Consider the following 17,331-nt stretch of genomic DNA (forward strand, 5'->3'; position numbering starts at 1 on the left):
ACCAGCATAGCGCCGCGCGATGCCGGTAGTGCCGGCCGCTGGCCGGCAATCGTGCGACCGTTCGCACGGGTTCATGAGGCTGCCGGCCAGCGGCCGGCGCGAGGATTCAATCCACGCAGATCGTGCCCTGCGCCTTGCCGTCATCAATGCGCTGGCGGCAACCGAAGTTCTGGCTGGCATCTCGCTGGCAGGTGCCTGTCGCCACGACGCCGGCCACCACCTCTCCCGTCGCCAGGCACTGGCCGCTGCAGTCGCTCTTGCGGCTGCAGGCCTTGCCGGCGTCGGCATAGGGAATCACGCATTGCTCGCGCTGCAGCCGGCCGAGCCGCTGCAGGGTGCCACCGGCGGCCTGGCAGTCCACGTCTCGTGCTTCGCGGTAGGCCTCGTCCGCTTCGGGGGTGCTGGAGGCGGCCCGCGTGGTCGTGTCCACGGTCGTTGGCGCGCTGCTGCAGGCGGCGAGCAGCGCGGTCAGGACAAGGCTGGTGCAGCGGGGCAGGCGCATGGCGGTACCTGGTCGAAGCGGACAGGCCGCCAGCATACCCATCGGCGATGCAGGCGGCGTGTCAGCGTGGCTCAGGCCTCGTCGCCCTCGCTGTCACTGCCTTCCTCCTCGGCCGCCGCATCACCCTCGGCCAGGTCGCCGAGCAGCGACTGCGCCTGTTCGGACGCCAGCGACTCCACGCCACGCAGGCGGCGTTCGATGGTGCGGGTCTTGCGGCTGGCCTCACCGATGCTGCGGCCAACGGTAGTGATCTGCTTCTCGGCCTTTTCCAGGATGCCGGCGAACTTCCCGAACTCGCTCTTGACCGCACCCAGCAGGCTCCACACTTCGCTGGATCGCTTTTCAATGGCCAGCGTGCGGAAGCCCATCTGCAGGCTGTTGAGCAACGCGGTGACCGTGGTCGGTCCGGCCACCACCACACGGTGCTCGCGCTGCAGCAGGTCGACCAGGCCCGGGCGCCGGATCACCTCGGCATACAGGCCTTCGGTGGGCAGGAACATCACCGCGAAGTCCGTGGTGTGCGGTGGCACGATGTACTTGTCGCAGATCGACTTGGCCTGCACGCGCACCGCGCGCTCCAGCTGGATGCCCTGCAGGCGTACGCCCTCGGCATCGCCCTGTTCCTGTGCGTCCAGCAGGCGCTCGTAATCCTCGCGCGGGAACTTGGAGTCGATCGGCAGCCACACCGGCGTGTCGTCGCTGCTGCGGCCCGGCAGGCGCAAGGCGATATCAACCATCTCGCCACTATCCGGGCGCACCCTCACCGCACGCGCGTACTGCTCCTGGGTGAGTGTCTGCTCGAGGATGTTCTCCAGCTGCACTTCACCCCAGCTGCCGCGGTTCTTGACGTTGGTCAGCACGCGCTTGAGGTCGCCCACGCCGGTGGCCAGCTGCTGCATCTCGCCGAGGCCACGCTGCACCTGTTCCAGGCGTTCGGAGACCAGCTTGAAGGAGTTGCCCAGCCGCGTTTCCAGCGTCGACTGCAGCTTCTCGTCCACGGTGTGGCGCATCTGCTCCAGCTTCTGGGCGTTGTCGTTCTGCAGCGCGCGCAGCTGTTCCTCCAGCGTGGCACGCATCTCGGCGATGCGCTGCTCGTTGCGCTGGGTCAGTTCCTGCAGGCGCAGGCCCAGACTGTCGGTCAGGCGCTGCTGCGACTGCGCGCCCTCCTCGCGGCCCTTGCGTGCATCGTCCACCAGGGTCTGGCGCAGCGCCCCGAGCTGGGTATCGGTGCGCGCAGTGAGCTCCTGCAGCTGCTGGCCAAACGCATGGATGCGTGCCTCCTGCTGCTGGCCGAAGGTCTCCAGCTGGCCGCGCAGTTCCTGCAGCCGCTGCCCCATCGACGCTGCGCCGCGCTGCTGGCTGTCGGCCACTTCAGCGCGCGCTTTGCGGGCATCTTCGCCCAGCGCTTCGCGCAGCAGGTCCAGGCGCTGATCGGTGCGGGTGGACAGATCGGTCAGCGCGCGGGCGAAGCCATCGAGCTGTTCGCGCAGTTCGCTGCGCCCGGCGCGGGCCTCCTCGCGCACGGCCTGTTCCAGGCGGTCATGCGGCGGACGGCGCAGCAGGGCGACCAGTTGCAGGATGAGCACAGCCAATAGAAGGCCGGCAATGAGCAGGTATTCGGTTTGCATGGGGCAAGTGTAGGCTGGCAGAGTCTCAGCTGCTGCGTCAGGACCATGCCCGCTCTATACGGAAAGCCCACTTCCATCAACGTGCGCAAGGTACTGTGGCTGTGCGCGGGGCTGGATCTGCCCCTGCATCACGAGCCGGCCCCCCCACCTGACCTGCTGGCCACGCTGAACCCCAACCGGCAGGTGCCGGTCCTGCGCGATGGCGACTTCGTGCTGTGGGAATCCAACAGCATCTGCCGCTACCTGGCCGTACGCGCTGGCCGTGATGACCTGCTGCCCGGTACGGCACAGGGCCGCGCCCGGGTCGAGCAGTGGATGGACTGGCAGGCCAGCGACCTCAACAGCGCCTGGCGGCACGTGTTCATGGCGCGCGTGCGGCGGCACCCGGACTACCCCGATGACACCCGTGCCGAGGCCAGCCTGGCGCAGTGGAACCGGCTGATGGCTGTGCTTGATGCACAGCTGGCCGCCACCAACGGCTACGTGGCGGGCAACGCCTTCACCCTCGCTGATGTCGTGCTGGGGCTGTCGGCCCAACGCTGGCGCAGCACGCCGGGCAGTAAACCGGCGCTGCCACACCTCGCAGCATGGTTCGAACGCCTGCGCGAGCAGCCCGGTTTCGCCACCCACGTCGACAACGGCGTGGCGTGAGCCGTGGTTCCCGCAGCTCTTGGTAGGTGTCGACCTTGGTCGACACGGCTGATCCACGTCATGCGTGGAAGAAGCGCTGTAGAGCCGGGCCCATGCTCGGCTGAGGCCCCTATGCGAACAGCAGCCAAGCGCGGGCTCGGCTCTACAGAAAGCGCTTCGTGCTACCAGCCTTCCAGCACGATCTTGCCCTTGGCGCGCTGGCTTTCCAGCAGCGCGTGGGCGCGCCGCAGGTTGGCCGCGTCGATGCGCCCGAAGTGCTCGCCCAGGGTGGTGTGCAGCACGCCCGTATCGATCAGCTCGGCCACACGGTTCAACAGGTCGTGCTGGCGCTGCATGTCGGCGGTGCGGTACAGCGGCCGGGTGAACATCGACTCCCAGTGCAGTGACAGTGCCTTGCGCTTGAGCGCCATCACGTCCACCTGGCCAGGATCATCGATCAGCCCCAGTTGGCCCTGCGGTGCCAGCAGTTCCACGATCTGCGCGTAGTACTGGTCGGAGTGGGTCAGGCTGGCGACATGCTGCACCTCGCTGATGCCGAGCCGCGCCAGTCCCTCGGCCAGCGGCAGGCTGTGGTCGATCACGTGGTGTGCCCCCATTGCGTACGCCCAGTCCTGGGTATCGGGGCGCGAGGCGGTGCCGATCACGGTCAGCCTGGTCAGCTTCCGCGCCAGCTGCACCAGGATCGAACCGACACCACCGGCAGCACCGATCACCAGCAGGGTCTGGCCTTCGCCACCCCCCTCCGGGATGCGCAGGCGGTCGAACAGCAGCTCCCAGGCGGTGATTGCAGTCAGTGGCAGCGCGGCGGCGGCGGCATCATCGAGGCTGGCAGGCTTGCGCCCGACGCTGCGCTCGTCCACCAGCTGGTACTGCGCATTGCTGCCCGGGCGGTCGATGACGCCGGCGTAGTAGACCGCGTCGCCGGGCTGGAACAGGGTCACCTCGCTGCCCACCGCGTCGACGATGCCGACCGCATCCCAGCCCAGCACGCGCGGGCCATCGGTGGCCACGCCACGGCGGACCTTGGTGTCGACCGGGTTCACCGCCACCGCGCGTACCGCCACGCGCAGGTCACGCGGGCCGGGCTGCGGCAGTCCCAGTTCAATGTCGATCAGGGCCTGGGCATCATCGATCGGCAGGCCGGCTTGGGTGTAGGCAATGGCGCGCATGGCAGCGGTCCAGTGGGGAAGGAGGCGACAGGTTGCGCCGCACGCGGTCCCTCAGAAAGGCGCAGAATCGGGCAGCACTTTCACTCTGGCGATGAAGATGATCCGCTTCGACGATCTGCAGCTGTTCGTCCGCACTGCCGCACTGGGCAGCTTCTCGCAGGCGGCCCGCGAAGCCGACCTGCTGCCGGGGCAGGTCGCTGCGGCGGTGGCGCGGCTGGAACGCGAGCTGGACCTGCGCCTGTTCGTGCGCACCACGCGCAGCCTGCGCCTGACCGGCGAGGGGGCGCTGTACCTGCCGTATGCGCAGGAGGTACTGGCCACCCTGCGCGAGGGCCAGGCGCGCGTGCAGGGCGAAGACGCCGAACTGCACGGCACCCTGCAGCTGTCGGCCCCGTCGGACTTCGGCCGCAACCTGCTGCTGCCCTGGCTGAGCGCCTTTCGCGCCGCGCACCCACGGCTGCGCCTGCACCTGCGCCTGTCCGACGAAGTGGCCGACGTGTTCCGCGACCCGGTCGACGTGGCCATCCGCATCGGCCACTTCGACGACGCCAACTACGTCGCCCTGCCCCTGCTGGAAGGCAATCGGCGCGTACTCGCGGCGTCGCCCGACTATCTGCAGCGGCGCGGCACGCCCACCCGCCTGGACGAGTTGCGTGAGCACGATTGCCTGGTCTACCAGCTCGGTGGCCGCGCCTACGATCGCTGGTCGTTCGAGGTCGACGGGCGCCGCAGCGTGATTCCGGTGCGCGGCCCGCTGGTCTGCGACGACGCCGACGTGGTGCGGCGCTGGGCGGTGGCCGGCGAAGGCATCACCTACAAATCCTGGCTGGACCTGCGCGAGGATGTGCTCGCAGGGCGCCTGCAGCTGCTGCTCGACGGCATCGGCAGCCACATACCGTTGCAGCTGGTCTGCCCGCACCGCAAGCAGTTCTCGCCCGCGGTGCGGCAGCTGCACGCGCAGCTGCGCCAGCACCTGCAACCTCTGCTGTCTGGCATGCCCGAAGGTCCTGCCGGCCCCCTGTCGCCAGTCCCGGCACTGGCCGACAATGGCGGCCCCCCGTAAGAGAGAACACCGCCATGCCGTGGATGGGCATCCAGGACCTGTGGACGTTTCTGGTCGCCGTGCTGGTGTTTCTCGCCCTGCCCGGTCCCGGTACCTTCACCCTGCTGACCGCCACCGGCCGTGGTGGCGTGCGCGGCGGTTACACCGCACTGGCCGGCCTGCTGGTCGGCGACCAGATCCTGATGTGGCTGGCGCTGGCCGGCGTGGCCGCGCTGCTCAAGGCCAACCCGCTGGTGTTCCACGCCGTGCAGTACCTGGGTGCGGCCTACCTGGTGTGGGTCGGCATCGGCCTGCTGCGCACACCGAAGCACGAGGGCGGTGATGCCGGCCCGATCCGCATGCAGCCGGGCCGCTACTTCCAGCAGGCGATCCTGGTCAGCCTGCTCAACCCGAAGGCGATCCTGTTCTACATGGCGTTCCTGCCGTTGTTCATCGATCCCAAGGCACACCAGGGCATCGCCACCTTCGCGGCGCTGGCCGGCATCATCCTGGTGGTCAGCATCGCCTACTGCTCGATGCTGATCGGCGTGGGCAACCTGGCCCGTCGCCGGCTGATCCAGCACCCGCGGATCAGCGACGCGCTGCGCCGCGTGGCCGGCCTGTTCCTGGTCGGGTTCGGCATCCGGTTGGGGCTGAACGGCTGACAGCGCAGGCTCGACGCTACGCCTGCCGGCCTAGGTGGGCCCCGTCCCGCCGTGCAGTCCTGCGCGCAGATGGTCAATGAACACCCGCAACTTCGGTGCCATGTGCTCGCGCGCGGGGTAATACAGGTGGAAGCCGGGGAACGGCGGTTGCCAGTCCTGCAGCACCGCCTGCAGGCGCCCGGATGCCAGGTCATCGGCCACCAGTGACGCGAACCCCTGCGCCATGCCGAGCCCGGCCAGCACGGCGCCGTGGGCCAGCTCGGCATCGTTGAACACCAGCCTGCCGTTGACCTCGACCTCCAGGTCATGGTCATCGCGGCTGAACTCCCAGGGCATCAGCCGGCCGTTGGCGCGGCGGTGGACGATGCATGCATGGCCCTGCAGTTCGTGCGGGCTGGCCGGAATGCCGTGCTGCGCGAAGTAGCCGGGCGTGGCCACCACCACCTGCCGCTCCGGCGGTCCGATCGGCACTGCGATCATGCCGCGCGCCAGTGACTCGCCGAGCCGGATACCGGCGTCGAAGCCTTCGGCCACCAGATCGGTCAACGCCGGCTCCACGCACAGCTCCACGTCCACCTGTGGATAGCGCGCCAGGAACGAAGGCAGTGCCGGCAGCACCCGGCGCTCGGCCACGATGCGTGGAAGGGTGACGCGCAGCTTCCCGGCCGGAACCGCACGCGCGCTGTCGAGGTCCGCGAACGCCGAATCGATCTGCTCCAGTCCGCCCCGTACACGTTCAAGGAAGCGCGCACCGTGTTCGGTCAGGCCGACCCGGCGCGTGGTCCGTTGCAGCAGGCGCACGCCCATCCGCGCCTCCAGCGCGCGCACGCTCTGCGACAGTGCCGAGGTGGAGATGCCCAGCGCATCTGCAGCGCGGGTGAAGCTGGCATGGTCGGCGACGTGAACGAAGGCGACCACCGCCGACAACGGTGCGGAGGGATCCATTGTGAAGCCACTCTTCATGGTGAGTCCGGTGCCATCCAGTTTATCCACAGGAACGGTCGGCCGATGCTATGCCTCCCGGCGGCACCGTCGCCTTCCTGTGAGACCCCCGCATGTCGCTGGACCACTACCGCCTGCTCGGCCGCTCCGGCCTTCGCATCAGCCCGATGGCACTGGGCACGATGACCTTCGGCGCCGACTGGGGCTGGGGCGCGGACGAAACCGAGGCTCGCCGCATCTTCGACACCTACGTCGAACGTGGCGGCAACTTCATCGATACCGCCAACAACTACACCAACGGCAGTGCGGAAACCCTGCTTGGCCGGTTCGCCCAGGGCCAGCGCGACCGGCTGGTGATCGCCAGCAAGTACACCCTCGCCACCGTCCCCGGTGACCCCAACAACGCCGGCAACCACCGCAAGAGCATGCTGCGCTCGGTGGAGGACAGTCTGCGGCGGTTGGGGACCGACTACCTCGACCTGCTGTACCTGCACGCCTGGGACGACACCACCGGCGTTGACGAAGTCATGCGGGGCTTCGACGACCTGGTCCGCAGCGGCAAGGTGCTTTACGCCGGCATCTCGGACACGCCGGCCTGGCAGATCGCGCGCATGCAGACCCTGGCCGACCTGCGTGGCTGGTCGCCGCTGGTGGCGCTGCAGATCGAGTACAGCCTGATCCAGCGCAGCGTCGAGCATGAACTGCTGCCGATGGCCGACGCGCTGGGGCTGGGCGTGGTGGCGTGGTCGCCATTGGGCAGCGGCGTGCTGACCGGCAAGTACAGCACGGCCGATCTCGCCAGCGCCGAGGCGTTGCCAGCCACACCCGGCGGGTCGCGCCGCAGCGTGGCCCTGATCAATGGTGCGTTGACGCCGCGTTCGCTGCAGATTGCCGGGGACGTCGCAACCATCGCTGCCGATCTTTCGCATTCGCCTGCGCAGGTTGCACTCGCCTGGTTGCTGCAGCGCCCCGGCGCCGGCGCGCTGCCGATCATCGGCGCCCGCACCCTGACGCAGTTCGAGCACAACCTGGACGCGCTGCAGCTGGTGCTGCCGGCCGAGGCCCTGGCCCACCTCGATGCGATCAGTGCGGTGGCACCGTCGTTCCCGCACGATTTCCTGCGGATGCCGTTGCCGCGGATGCTGATGAGCGGCGGCACCCAGCTGCGGCCGCGCGGGCGCTGAGGGCATGGCAGGCAGGGCGGGCTATGCTGGCCCCCCTTCTGCAATGGATGCGCGTGGATGGTCCGCCTGACCGGCTTCGCCCTGACCCTGCTGTTCGCCGGCACCGCCTCTGGCGCCACCGTGCAGGACCATCGCTGCCTGACCGGCGGCCGCAACGACAGCATCCACCTGGAATGGCGCTGGCTGGAAGACGGCGCGGCCGACGTGCGCTACGCCGGCCAGCGCGGGCGCCTGCCCCTGCGCCGGGTCTCGATGGAGACCACGGTGCTGGCAGAGGATCGTCCCTACCAGTTCGACAGCGTGTGGGAAGAGCGCATCGACGGCCGCCTCAACGGCCGCTACCTGTTGAGTACCCAGGGCGCGCTGGTGCTGGACCTGAGCTATGAGCGTGCCCGTGACGGGCGCAGGACCTCTTTCCACGATGACGTCGAGGCCTGGCAGGAAGACGGCTGCCACTGGCCCGCCATGCCCTGACGTCGCCCGGCGCGGGGGTCCGGCCTGCTTTATGCCGATTCCGGCAGCCTGATCGAGGTGCAGCGCGCGGCGCGTCGGGTATGACCCCCGTCAGTGGTAATGCTGCGCTGCGTTCGGTCACACTCGGGAACTTGTCGTTCTCAGTCACCCCTTCCGAGGCCTGCATGTCCCTGTTCCGGCGCAAGTCCCTAGATTCCGTCACCGTCCACGAAGCCGGCAGGCGTCTGATCCCGACGCTCAGCTGGCCGCACCTGATCGCGCTGGGTATTGGCGCCATCGTCGGTACCGGTATCTACACGCTGATCGGCGTCGGTGCCAACCTGGCCGGCCCGGCCGTGCTGATCTCCTTTGCCATCGCAGGTGCGGTCTGCGCCTGTGCGGCGCTGTCCTACGCCGAGCTGTCGACGATGATGCCGGCCGCCGGCAGTGCCTACACCTACAGCTACAGTGCACTGGGCGAGGTGTTCGCCTGGGTGGTGGGCTGGAGCCTGATCCTGGAGTACTCGCTGGTGGTGAGTACGGTGGCGGTGGGCTGGTCCGGCTACTTCGTCGGCTTCCTCGAATGGGTGCACACCCAGTTCGGCTGGAACGTGCACCTGCCAGCCTGGCTCGCCGCCGGCCCGCACGTGGAAGGCGGAATGATCAACCTGCCGGCGATCATCATCACCTGGCTGGTGGCCGGCATGCTGATGGCCGGCACCAAGGAAAGCGCCACGCTCAATGCGATCCTGGTGGTGTTCAAGCTGATCGCGCTGGCGATCTTCGTCGCCGTGGCCCTGCCCGCCTTCGACAGCGCCAACCTGCAGCCGTTCATGCCGTACGGCTTTGCCAAGTCGATGGGCCCCGACGGCGTCGAGCACGGCGTGATGGCGGCAGCGGCGATCATCTTCTTCGCCTTCTACGGCTTCGATGCGATCTCCACCGCCGCCGAGGAAACCAAGAACCCGGGCCGCGACCTGTCGATCGGCATCATCGGTTCGATGATCGGCTGCACCATCGTCTACGTGCTGGTGGCGCTGGCGGCAGTCGGTGCGATGAGCTACGCCGTGTTCGGCCACAGCGCCGAGCCGCTGGCGCTGATCATGCGCCAGCTGGGCCATCCGACCGCGGCAATGGTGATCGGCGTGATTGCGATCATCGCCCTGCCGACCGTGCTGCTGGCCTTCCTGTACGGCCAGAGCCGCATTTTCTTCGTGATGAGCCGCGATGGCCTGCTGCCGCGTGGCCTGTCCAAGGTCAACGCACGTACCGGCACGCCGGTGGCGACCACGTTGTTCACTGCGGTCGTGGTTTCGGCCCTGGCCGGCGTGGCGCGCCTGGACGAGATCGCCGCACTGGCCAACGCCGGTACCCTGGCCGCGTTCACTGCGGTAGGTATCTGCCTGGTGGTGCTGCGCCTGCGCGAGCCGAACCGTGAGCGCACCTTCCGCACGCCGCTGGCTTTCGTGGTCGGCCCGCTGGCCGCACTGGGCTGCATCTACCTGTTCGTCAGCCTGCCGCACACCACTCAGCTGTACTTCCTGCTGTGGAACGTGGCCGGCCTGGTGTTGTACTTCCTGTACAGCCGCCGCCACGCGCTGATCGCGAAATGAACGGATCACCGGTAGTGCCGGCCGCTGGCCGGCAACCCGCATCCTGTTGATAGGGCGATGCCGGCCAGCGGCCGGCACTGCCGCAGGGCGTTTCAACCGCCCTGCCTTGCGGCGTAATCCTGCGCCTGGCGCATCACCCGCAGCAGGTTGCCGCCCCAGATGCCGGCAATCTGCTTCTCGGTATAGCCCTTGCGCAGCAGCCACGCGGTGATCTTCGGCAGCTGGCTGACATCGGGCAGGTCACTCAGTCCGCCACCACCATCCCAATCCAGGCCGATGCCCACGTGCTCGGGGCCGACCACCGTGAGGATGTGCTCGAAGTGGGCGAAGAAGTCGTCCAGGCTGGCGTGGCGCACCGGATGCTCATGGTCCAGCGCCTGTTCGGCCTTCAGCAGGGCAACGCCCTGTTCGATGCCCATGCCTTCCCAGCCGCCCAGCTGCTTGCTCAGCGCTTCCTCGGCCTGTTTGCGCTCTGGCGTCTTTGCGGTGTCGATCAGGTAGCCGCCATAGGCGTTCACCTGGATCACGCCGCCGGCCTTGGCCAGCCTGCGCAGCCGCGCGTCATCAAGATTGCGCGGATGGTCGTAGACCGCCTTGGCCGAGCTGTGTGACAGCACGAACGGCACCGGCATCATCGCCAGCAGGTCGTCGAACACCGCGTCCGAGGCGTGCGACTGGTCGATCACGATGCCCAGCTTCACCGCCTGCCGCACCAGGTCCTTGCCGGCCGGGCTCAGGCCCTTCCACTCGGCCCCCTTGGGGTCGGTGGCCGAATCGGCGAACTCATTGTTGGCGAAGTGCACGGTGCTGAGCAGGCGCAGGCCTGCGCGGTGATAGAACGAGAGCAGGCTGGGGTCGGCCACCAGCGGGCTGGCGTTTTCCATGCTGATGTAGACCACGCGCTTGCCGGCGGCCTTGATCCGCGCCGCGTCATCGGCGGTCAATGCCAGCGCGAAACGCTCGGGATTGGCCGCCAGCATCTCGCGGATTTCCAGCAACCGCTGCAGGCCATGGTCACGCTCGGCCAGATGCGCTGCGGCGCTGCGATCGCCCTGGTCGGTGTAGATCGCCCAGAAGCCGCCGTCCAGCGCGCCTTCGACCATGCGCGGGTAATCCACCTGCGAGAGTGCGTTGCGGTCGTGGCGCTGTTCGATGTCGAAGCCGCTGCGGCCGAAGTTGGCCGGCGTATCGAGGTGGCTGTCGAGAGTGACCAGGCGCTGCTGCAGCGCCTTGGCACGGGCCAGCTCCTGCGCGCTGAACTCGATGGCGTGGACGGACAGCGGCGCGCACAGCGCCAGGGCGAGCACGACGGACAGGTGGCGCAACGAGGGCATGGGCTCTCACCGGCAATGGGAAGAGCCCGACCATAGCGCTGCGCCCGGCCTTTTTGTAGAGCCGAGCGTGGGCTCGGCTCTACAGAGATCGGCAGTGACGCGGTCAGTCCACCACGCGGCAGAACACGGCCTTCAGGTAACGCGATTCCTGCACGTGGGCCATGAACGGATGGTCCGGACCCGCACCAGCAACCTTCAGGATCTGGATCGTGCGGCCGGAGAAATAGGCCGCCCGGCGCAGCATGTCGAGGAACTGGTCCTCGGCCACCAGGCCGGTGCACGAGAAGGTGGCGAACAGGCCGCCCGGCTTGACCACGCCCAGCGCCAGCTTGTTCATGTCCAGGTACTTCTTCAGCGCGGTGATGACCTGGTCGCGGTCGCGGGTCATCTTCGCCGGGTCCAGGATCACCACGTCGTACTGCTCACCGCGGTTGGCGGCGTCGCGCAGCCACGGGAAGATGTCGGACTGGATGAACTTCGGGCGCACGTTGTTCAGGCGCGAATTGCCCTTGGCGATCTGGATCACGTCCTCGTCGATGTCGATGCCGATCACTTCGGAAGCACCACGCGCCGCTGCGTACACGGCAAAACCGCCGGTGTTGCAGCACAGGTCGAGCACGCTCTTGCCTTCCACCTGCTGGCTCAGCCACTCACGGTTCTCGCGCTGGTCGGCGAAGAAACCGGTCTTGTGCGCACCGGCCGGGTCGGCGCGGAACTTGATGCCGTACTCGGTGATCACCGACGCTTCGGTGGTGGTGTTGCCGTGGAAGTCGAAGCTTTCCTGCTTCTGCACGTGCTCGTCGGCGAAGCTGTGGAAACGGCAGCCGGGGAACTGCTCGCGCAGCGCATCGTAGATCCATTCGCGGTGGCGGAACATGCCGGCGGCGAAGAACTCGACCACCACCAGGTCGCCGTAGCGGTCCACCACCAGGCCGGACAGGCCGTCACCTTCGCTGTGCACGACACGCCAGGCGTCGGACACCGCGTCGAGCTTCAGCACCTCACGGCGCAGCGACACTGCCTGGGCGATCTTGCGCGAGAACCAGCCGGCATCCACCGGTACGTTCTGGTCGGTTTCAAGGATGCGCACGGCAATGCGCGAGTGCCCGTTGTAGAACCCGCGGCCAATGAACTCGCCATCGATGCCGACCACGTCGACGATGGAACCGGGCTTGGGCCGGACGGTCGGCTTCTCGACCAGTTTCTGGAAGATCCACGGGTGGCTGGAGCGCCACGCATTCTTGAGGCGGACAATCGGAAGGGGGGTATTCATCCACCCATTGTAAACCGGGCGCCGGGGTCAGTTCCCCGCAGGGGCTCCGACCCGGGCCGGCATGCCCACCAAGGTTGGCATCTACCAGAGCGGGGCGCGGAGCCCCGTTGGGGATCCGACCCCAGTGCAGGGGCATTTGACGGCGGCCCGGGCAGGCGGCAGAATCGGTCCCAGAAGGGGAGTAGCTCCCAGACGTTGTCGCCGTCATTTCGAGCCCGCAGGCTCCGGTGCAACGGCAGTTCCAGCCGACTGGAACTGCGAGCGAGACCTTCGCCGTACTGGCGAAGCTCTGTCCCTGGATCCCCCTCCCGATCCTCCGTTGCAGATCCTCGCCGTCCGGCCTGGCATTCATCTTTCCAACGGACATTCCCAATGCAGACGATCGGTAACGTGTGGTTGTGGGGCGGCTTCGCAGCGGTGGTGGTCATCGCCCTGCTGGTCGACCTCGTGTTGATGCGCCATGGTGGACCGCACAAGGTCACCTTCAAGGAGGCCTTGTGGTGGTCCATCGGCTGGGTCGCGCTGGCCCTGCTGTTCAACGCCGGCCTCTGGTACTACCTGAATGAGACCGCCGGCCAGGTCGTGGCCAACAAGGTCGGCCTCGAGTTCCTGACCGGCTACCTGGTCGAAAAGGCCCTGGCGGTCGACAACATCTTTGTCTTCCTGATGATCATGAGCTACTTCGCGGTGCCGGAGGAACAGCGCCAGAAGGTGCTGATCATCGGCATCCTGGGTGCGATCGTGCTGCGTACGATCATGATCTTCGCTGGCAGCGTGCTGATCAGCCAGTTCCATTGGCTGCTCTACGTGTTCGGCGCCTTCCTGCTGTTCACCGGTTGGAAGATGTGGTTCGCCGCCGGCCAGGAACCGGACCTGGAGACCAATCCGGCCTTGCGCTGGATGCGCAAGCACCTGCGCCTGCTGCCGGGCTATGAAGGCAATGCGCTGAGCGTGAAGCGTGATGGCGTGCGCTGGTTCACCCCGCTGTTCGCGGTGCTGATCCTGATTGCGGTCACCGACGTGATCTTCGCCGTGGACAGCATCCCGGCGATCTTCGCGATCACCACCGACCCGTTCATCGTGCTCACCTCCAACGTGTTCGCGGTGCTGGGCCTGCGCGCGATGTTCTTCCTGCTGGCCGGCATGGCCGACCGCTTCCACCTGCTGCCGTACGGCCTGGCACTGGTGTTGGGCTTCATCGGCATCAAGATGATGATCATCGACCTGTTCAAGATCCCGACCCCGGTCTCGCTGGGCGTGGTCGCGGTGATCATCGCCGCCACCGTGGTGCTGAGCCTGAAGTACCCGCCGAAGGAAGGCGAAGGCCAGGCCTGAGCCTGACCCGTTGAACGGCGTGGCCGGTGGGATTGTCCCGCCGGCCGCCTCCACTCTCCCGTTGCGGTGGCCTTGGTTTCGCGCCAGTCACCGCCATTGCTGAGGTATGGACAACAACGCGCCCCTGCCCGCCGGCGACGTGCCGGCCCCCCGCAATGATCGCTCGCGCATCCTGCGGGCGTTCAATGTCAGCCTGGCCGCCGTGCTGGTGCTGGTGGCCGTGTTCGCCCTGCAGGGCACCTTCGACTGGCGACCGTGGGCGGTCGCGCCGCTGGAAGCCAAGGGCCTGCTCGGCCTGATCGGCGGCCCGATGCTGCATGCCTCGGTCGAGCACATCGCCGCCAACAGCATCGCGATCCTGATCCTCGGCACGCTCGCCGGCAGCGTGTATCCGAAAGCCACCGTACGCGCGCTGCCCCTGCTTTGGCTGGGTTCGGGCCTCGGCGCGTGGATGCTGGGCAATCCGGGTAGCGTGCACCTGGGCGCCAGTGGCGTCACCCATGGCCTGATGTTCCTGCTGGCCAGCCTCGGCCTGCTGCGCCGCGACCGTGCGGCGATTGCCACCGGCCTGATCGGCATGCTGTTCTACGGCGGCATGCTGATGACCATCCTGCCGCACGCCGATGGTGTGTCCTGGCAGTCGCACATGGGCGGCGCCTTCGCCGGCATCATCGCCGCGCTGCTGTTCCGCAACGCCGACCCACTGCCACCGCGCCAGCGTTACAGCTGGGAAGACGAAGAAGACGAGGCCGAGCCGCTGTCCGACGAGGAACTGGAGCCGCCGTCACCGCAGCGCGTACCGGTGCTGTGGCAGCCTCGCGAGGGCCAGGACTACGTGGTGATCCCGTTCCGCCGCCCGGACGAACCGCGCGGTTGAGGTGACGGTAGTGCCGGCCGCTGGCCGGTACCCGGATGCCGGCCAGCGGCCGGCACTACCGGGACGGTCAGTTCCCCGCCGCGCCCATCCCATCCACCGCCTGCCGGCCCAGCGCCGGGTCATCGGTGAAGAACGCATCGATACCCGTCGCCAGGTAAGCCCGCATCTCGGCGATCGATCCCTCGGCATTGCGCGCGCTGTCGGCGCCCTGGCGCAGGTTGCTGGGCTGGAAGTGGTTTTCCGGCCGGAAGGTGTACGGAATCACCATCAACCCGGCGGCATGCGCATCACGTACCAGCGAGGTCGGCGTGCCCAGCGCGCCCTTGGCATCCAGTGGAATGATCGAACGCAGCTCGGGGCCGATACCGTCGGCGTAGCCGGCGATGTCCTTCAGGCCGGCCGGGGTCATCATCTGCGCATAGGTCAGCGCGCCGCCGGCCTGGGCGATGTCGGCCGGCTGGGTATCGCCCTTCCACAGCAGCTGCAGCAGCCGGATGTTGCTGCCCCGGCCGATCCTGCCGCGCAGGTAGCGCAGGTTGGCGGTCTCGAACGACTGGATCGTGACCGGCCCGACATTGGTGTACGCGTTGCCACGCAGTGCGGCCAGCAGTTTGTCTTCCATCGGCAGGCCGATGGACTGGAAGTAGGTCGGGTGCTTGATCTCCGGCACCAGGCCGATGCCGCGGTTGGCACGTCCGGCCTGCTGGACCAGGAAGGCCAGGATCTCGTCCAGGCTGGCGATGCGGAACTGGCCGTCGTAGGCGGTACTGCGCAGCTCCGGCAGGCGCTCGCGCGCATACAGGGTCTTCAGCTCGGCCAGGGTGAAGTCTTCGGTGAACCAGCCGTCGACCTTCTGACCGTCGATCACCTTGCTCGTGCGGCGGCTGGCGAACTCTGGATGCGAGGCGACGTCGGTGGTGCCGCCGATCTCGTTCTCGTGCCGTGCCACCATCACCCCGTCCCTGGTCATCACCAGGTCCGGTTCGATGTAGTCGGCGCCATCGGCGATCGCCTGCGCGTACGACGCCAGGGTGTGCTCGGGCAGCAGCGCGCTTGCCCCGCGATGGCCGTAGACCGACGCCTTGGGTGCGGCCGGGGTGGAGGATTCAGCACTCATGGCCACCGATGGTGCCACGGCCAGCGACAACAGCAACGCACAACCCCACGACTTCACTGCGACTTCCCCAAGCGGTATGTGATGGCCGTCAGTATGCGGCGGCAATGTGACAGGTGGGGGAAGCCTGCACCTGTGGAGCCGAGCCCATGCTCGGCTGACCGGTAGGACAGCCGAGCACGTGCTCGGCTCTACAGTTACTTGCCGATGCAGAAGCTCGAGAAGATCCTTCCCAGCAGATCATCGGCACTCATCTGCCCGGTGATCTCGCCCAGTGCGTCATGGGCCAGCCGCAATTCCTCGGCGGCCAGTTCCAGGTGCTCATGCGCCAGCTCGCCATCGGCGCGCTGCGCGTGTTCCTGCGCTCGCTCGATCGCATCCACATGGCGCGTGCGCGCGGAGAACTCGCCGTCCACCTGCTCCCCTGCCCCGGCCGAGGCAATCGAACGCAGGCGCGCATGCAGGTCGTCCAGCCCGGCGCCGGTGGCTGCCGAAACGAACACGCGGTCCGGGTCGTCCAGTGCCGGCAGCACACCGAGCAGGTCCGACTTGTTGTGGATGTAGATCTTGTGCGGCACCGCTGCCACGGCATCACCCAACGCCGCCTGCCCGGCCGCCGGATCGCGCGCGTCGAGCACGATCAGCGCCAGGTCGGTGCGCTCGATTTCCACGTGCGCGCGGCGCATGCCTTCGCGTTCGATGGCGTCGCCACCGTCGCGCAGGCCGGCGGTGTCGACCAGGGTCAGCTCCAGGCCATCCAGGCGGATGGTCTCGCGCAGGGTATCGCGGGTGGTGCCGGCGATGTCGGTGACGATGGCGCGTTCGCTGCCGGCCAGTGCGTTCAGCAGTGAACTCTTGCCCGCATTGGGCGGCCCGATCAGTACCGCGTGCAGGCCATCGCGCAGGCGACGACCGCGTTCGGCGTCGCGGCGCAGCAGGGCCAGATCATTGCGCGCCTGCTCCAGCCCACGCCGCACCTGCGCACCGCCAAGGGTATCCAGCGGTTCGTCGGCGAAGTCGATGGCCGCTTCCACGTGGATGCGAAGCAGCACCAGCTGCTCGACCACGGCGTCGATGCGCCGCGAGAACACGCCATCCAGCGAGCGGCGTGCCGCGCGCGCGGCACGGTTGTCACCGGCCGCGATCAGGTCGGCGATGGCTTCGGCCTGGGCCAGGTCGAGTTTGCCGTTGAGGAACGCGCGTTCGCTGAACTCACCCGGCCGCGCCTGGCGCGCACCGAGCGCAATGCAGCGCGCGACCAGTTGCTGCAGCAGCACCGGGCTGCCGTGCCCCTGCAGTTCCACCACCTCTTCGCCGGTGAAGCTGTTCGGCGCCGGGAACCACAGCACGATGCCATCGTCGATGACTTCGCCATCGGCATCGCGCAGGCGCGCATAGTGCGCATGGCGCGGCCGCAGCGCGGGCGCGCCCAGCGCGCGGGCGATCGCCGCGGCGCGCGGGCCGGACAGGCGCAGCAGGCCGACACCGCCGGCGCCCGGCGCGCTGGCAATGGCCACGATGGTGTCGGTGCGGATCGCGTCGTTCATGG

Annotated in this window: 16 protein-coding genes; 8 read left to right on the forward strand and 8 right to left on the reverse strand. The window is 68.0% G+C overall.

Annotated features, from left to right (window positions below; genetic code table 11):
- Positions 1-106: 106 nt before the first annotated feature.
- Together AC5P66_RS03745 and AC5P66_RS03750 are read right to left on the reverse strand one after the other, a co-directional pair.
- A complete protein-coding gene (locus tag AC5P66_RS03745) occupies positions 107-502 on the reverse strand; it encodes a hypothetical protein (RefSeq protein WP_100477396.1) in 396 nt (131 codons plus the stop codon).
- A 71-nt stretch (positions 503-573) separates the two neighbouring features.
- Entirely contained in the window at positions 574-2,130 is a 1,557-nt protein-coding gene (locus AC5P66_RS03750; RefSeq protein ID WP_495216087.1) for a DNA recombination protein RmuC, read from the reverse strand.
- Positions 2,131-2,175: 45 nt separating this feature from the next.
- Here AC5P66_RS03750 and AC5P66_RS03755 point away from each other — a divergent pair, with 45 nt between their 5' ends.
- Entirely contained in the window at positions 2,176-2,781 is a 606-nt protein-coding gene (locus AC5P66_RS03755; protein ID WP_049439125.1) for a glutathione S-transferase family protein, read from the forward strand.
- 161 nt (positions 2,782-2,942) lie between these two features.
- Here the strand turns inward: AC5P66_RS03755 and AC5P66_RS03760 are convergent, their stop codons facing one another.
- Entirely contained in the window at positions 2,943-3,950 is a 1,008-nt protein-coding gene (locus tag AC5P66_RS03760) for a zinc-binding alcohol dehydrogenase family protein (protein ID WP_049439126.1), read from the reverse strand.
- A 91-nt stretch (positions 3,951-4,041) separates the two neighbouring features.
- Between AC5P66_RS03760 and AC5P66_RS03765 the strand changes: the two genes are divergently transcribed.
- Both AC5P66_RS03765 and leuE read left to right on the forward strand, forming a co-directional pair.
- Positions 4,042-5,013 carry a LysR family transcriptional regulator gene (locus tag AC5P66_RS03765; protein ID WP_049439127.1) on the forward strand — a complete coding sequence of 324 codons (972 nt, stop codon included), beginning with the start codon at positions 4,042-4,044 and terminating at the stop codon, positions 5,011-5,013.
- A 14-nt stretch (positions 5,014-5,027) separates the two neighbouring features.
- The gene (gene leuE / locus AC5P66_RS03770) at positions 5,028-5,657 is read left to right on the forward strand and encodes a leucine efflux protein LeuE (RefSeq protein WP_049417162.1); all 630 of its coding nucleotides are present in this window, start codon (positions 5,028-5,030) and stop codon (positions 5,655-5,657) included.
- A 30-nt stretch (positions 5,658-5,687) separates the two neighbouring features.
- On the opposite strand, the gene AC5P66_RS03775 is transcribed toward leuE, so the two are convergent.
- Positions 5,688-6,602: a LysR family transcriptional regulator gene (locus AC5P66_RS03775; protein ID WP_180879842.1), complete on the reverse strand. Its 915-nt coding sequence runs from the start codon at positions 6,600-6,602 to the stop codon at positions 5,688-5,690.
- A gap of 110 nt (positions 6,603-6,712) precedes the next feature.
- On the opposite strand from AC5P66_RS03775, the gene AC5P66_RS03780 reads away from it, so the two are divergent.
- The 3 genes from AC5P66_RS03780 to AC5P66_RS03790 all read left to right on the forward strand — a co-directional run bounded on the left by AC5P66_RS03780 (position 6,713) and on the right by AC5P66_RS03790 (position 9,849).
- Positions 6,713-7,783: an aldo/keto reductase gene (locus AC5P66_RS03780; protein WP_049439129.1), complete on the forward strand. Its 1,071-nt coding sequence runs from the start codon at positions 6,713-6,715 to the stop codon at positions 7,781-7,783.
- 57 nt (positions 7,784-7,840) lie between these two features.
- Positions 7,841-8,257, forward strand: coding sequence for a hypothetical protein (locus tag AC5P66_RS03785; protein ID WP_049439130.1), 417 nt, complete (start codon positions 7,841-7,843; stop codon positions 8,255-8,257).
- A 164-nt stretch (positions 8,258-8,421) separates the two neighbouring features.
- Entirely contained in the window at positions 8,422-9,849 is a 1,428-nt protein-coding gene (locus AC5P66_RS03790) for an amino acid permease (protein ID WP_099494988.1), read from the forward strand.
- A gap of 92 nt (positions 9,850-9,941) precedes the next feature.
- Here AC5P66_RS03790 and AC5P66_RS03795 read toward each other — a convergent pair whose 3' ends face one another.
- Together AC5P66_RS03795 and AC5P66_RS03800 are read right to left on the reverse strand one after the other, a co-directional pair.
- Positions 9,942-11,183 carry a dipeptidase gene (locus tag AC5P66_RS03795; RefSeq protein ID WP_099494989.1) on the reverse strand — a complete coding sequence of 414 codons (1,242 nt, stop codon included), beginning with the start codon at positions 11,181-11,183 and terminating at the stop codon, positions 9,942-9,944.
- 103 nt (positions 11,184-11,286) lie between these two features.
- Positions 11,287-12,456: a class I SAM-dependent rRNA methyltransferase gene (locus AC5P66_RS03800; RefSeq protein ID WP_049417152.1), complete on the reverse strand. Its 1,170-nt coding sequence runs from the start codon at positions 12,454-12,456 to the stop codon at positions 11,287-11,289.
- Between the two features lie 372 nt (positions 12,457-12,828).
- Here AC5P66_RS03800 and AC5P66_RS03805 point away from each other — a divergent pair, with 372 nt between their 5' ends.
- Complete coding sequence (locus AC5P66_RS03805) at positions 12,829-13,791, forward strand: TerC family protein (RefSeq protein WP_049417151.1); 963 nt, start codon at positions 12,829-12,831, stop codon at positions 13,789-13,791.
- A 106-nt stretch (positions 13,792-13,897) separates the two neighbouring features.
- On the forward strand, positions 13,898-14,668 hold the full coding sequence (locus tag AC5P66_RS03810) for a rhomboid family intramembrane serine protease (protein WP_049439132.1): 771 nt from the start codon (positions 13,898-13,900) through the stop codon (positions 14,666-14,668).
- A gap of 67 nt (positions 14,669-14,735) precedes the next feature.
- Here AC5P66_RS03810 and AC5P66_RS03815 read toward each other — a convergent pair whose 3' ends face one another.
- The gene (locus AC5P66_RS03815) at positions 14,736-15,842 is read right to left on the reverse strand and encodes a glycerophosphodiester phosphodiesterase (protein ID WP_049417148.1); all 1,107 of its coding nucleotides are present in this window, start codon (positions 15,840-15,842) and stop codon (positions 14,736-14,738) included.
- 137 nt (positions 15,843-15,979) lie between these two features.
- A complete protein-coding gene (gene mnmE, locus AC5P66_RS03820; RefSeq protein ID WP_099494990.1) occupies positions 15,980-17,329 on the reverse strand; it encodes a tRNA uridine-5-carboxymethylaminomethyl(34) synthesis GTPase MnmE in 1,350 nt (449 codons plus the stop codon).
- Positions 17,330-17,331 lie beyond the last annotated feature (2 nt).

The organism is Stenotrophomonas sp. YJH_SMC_122, assembly GCF_059369535.1.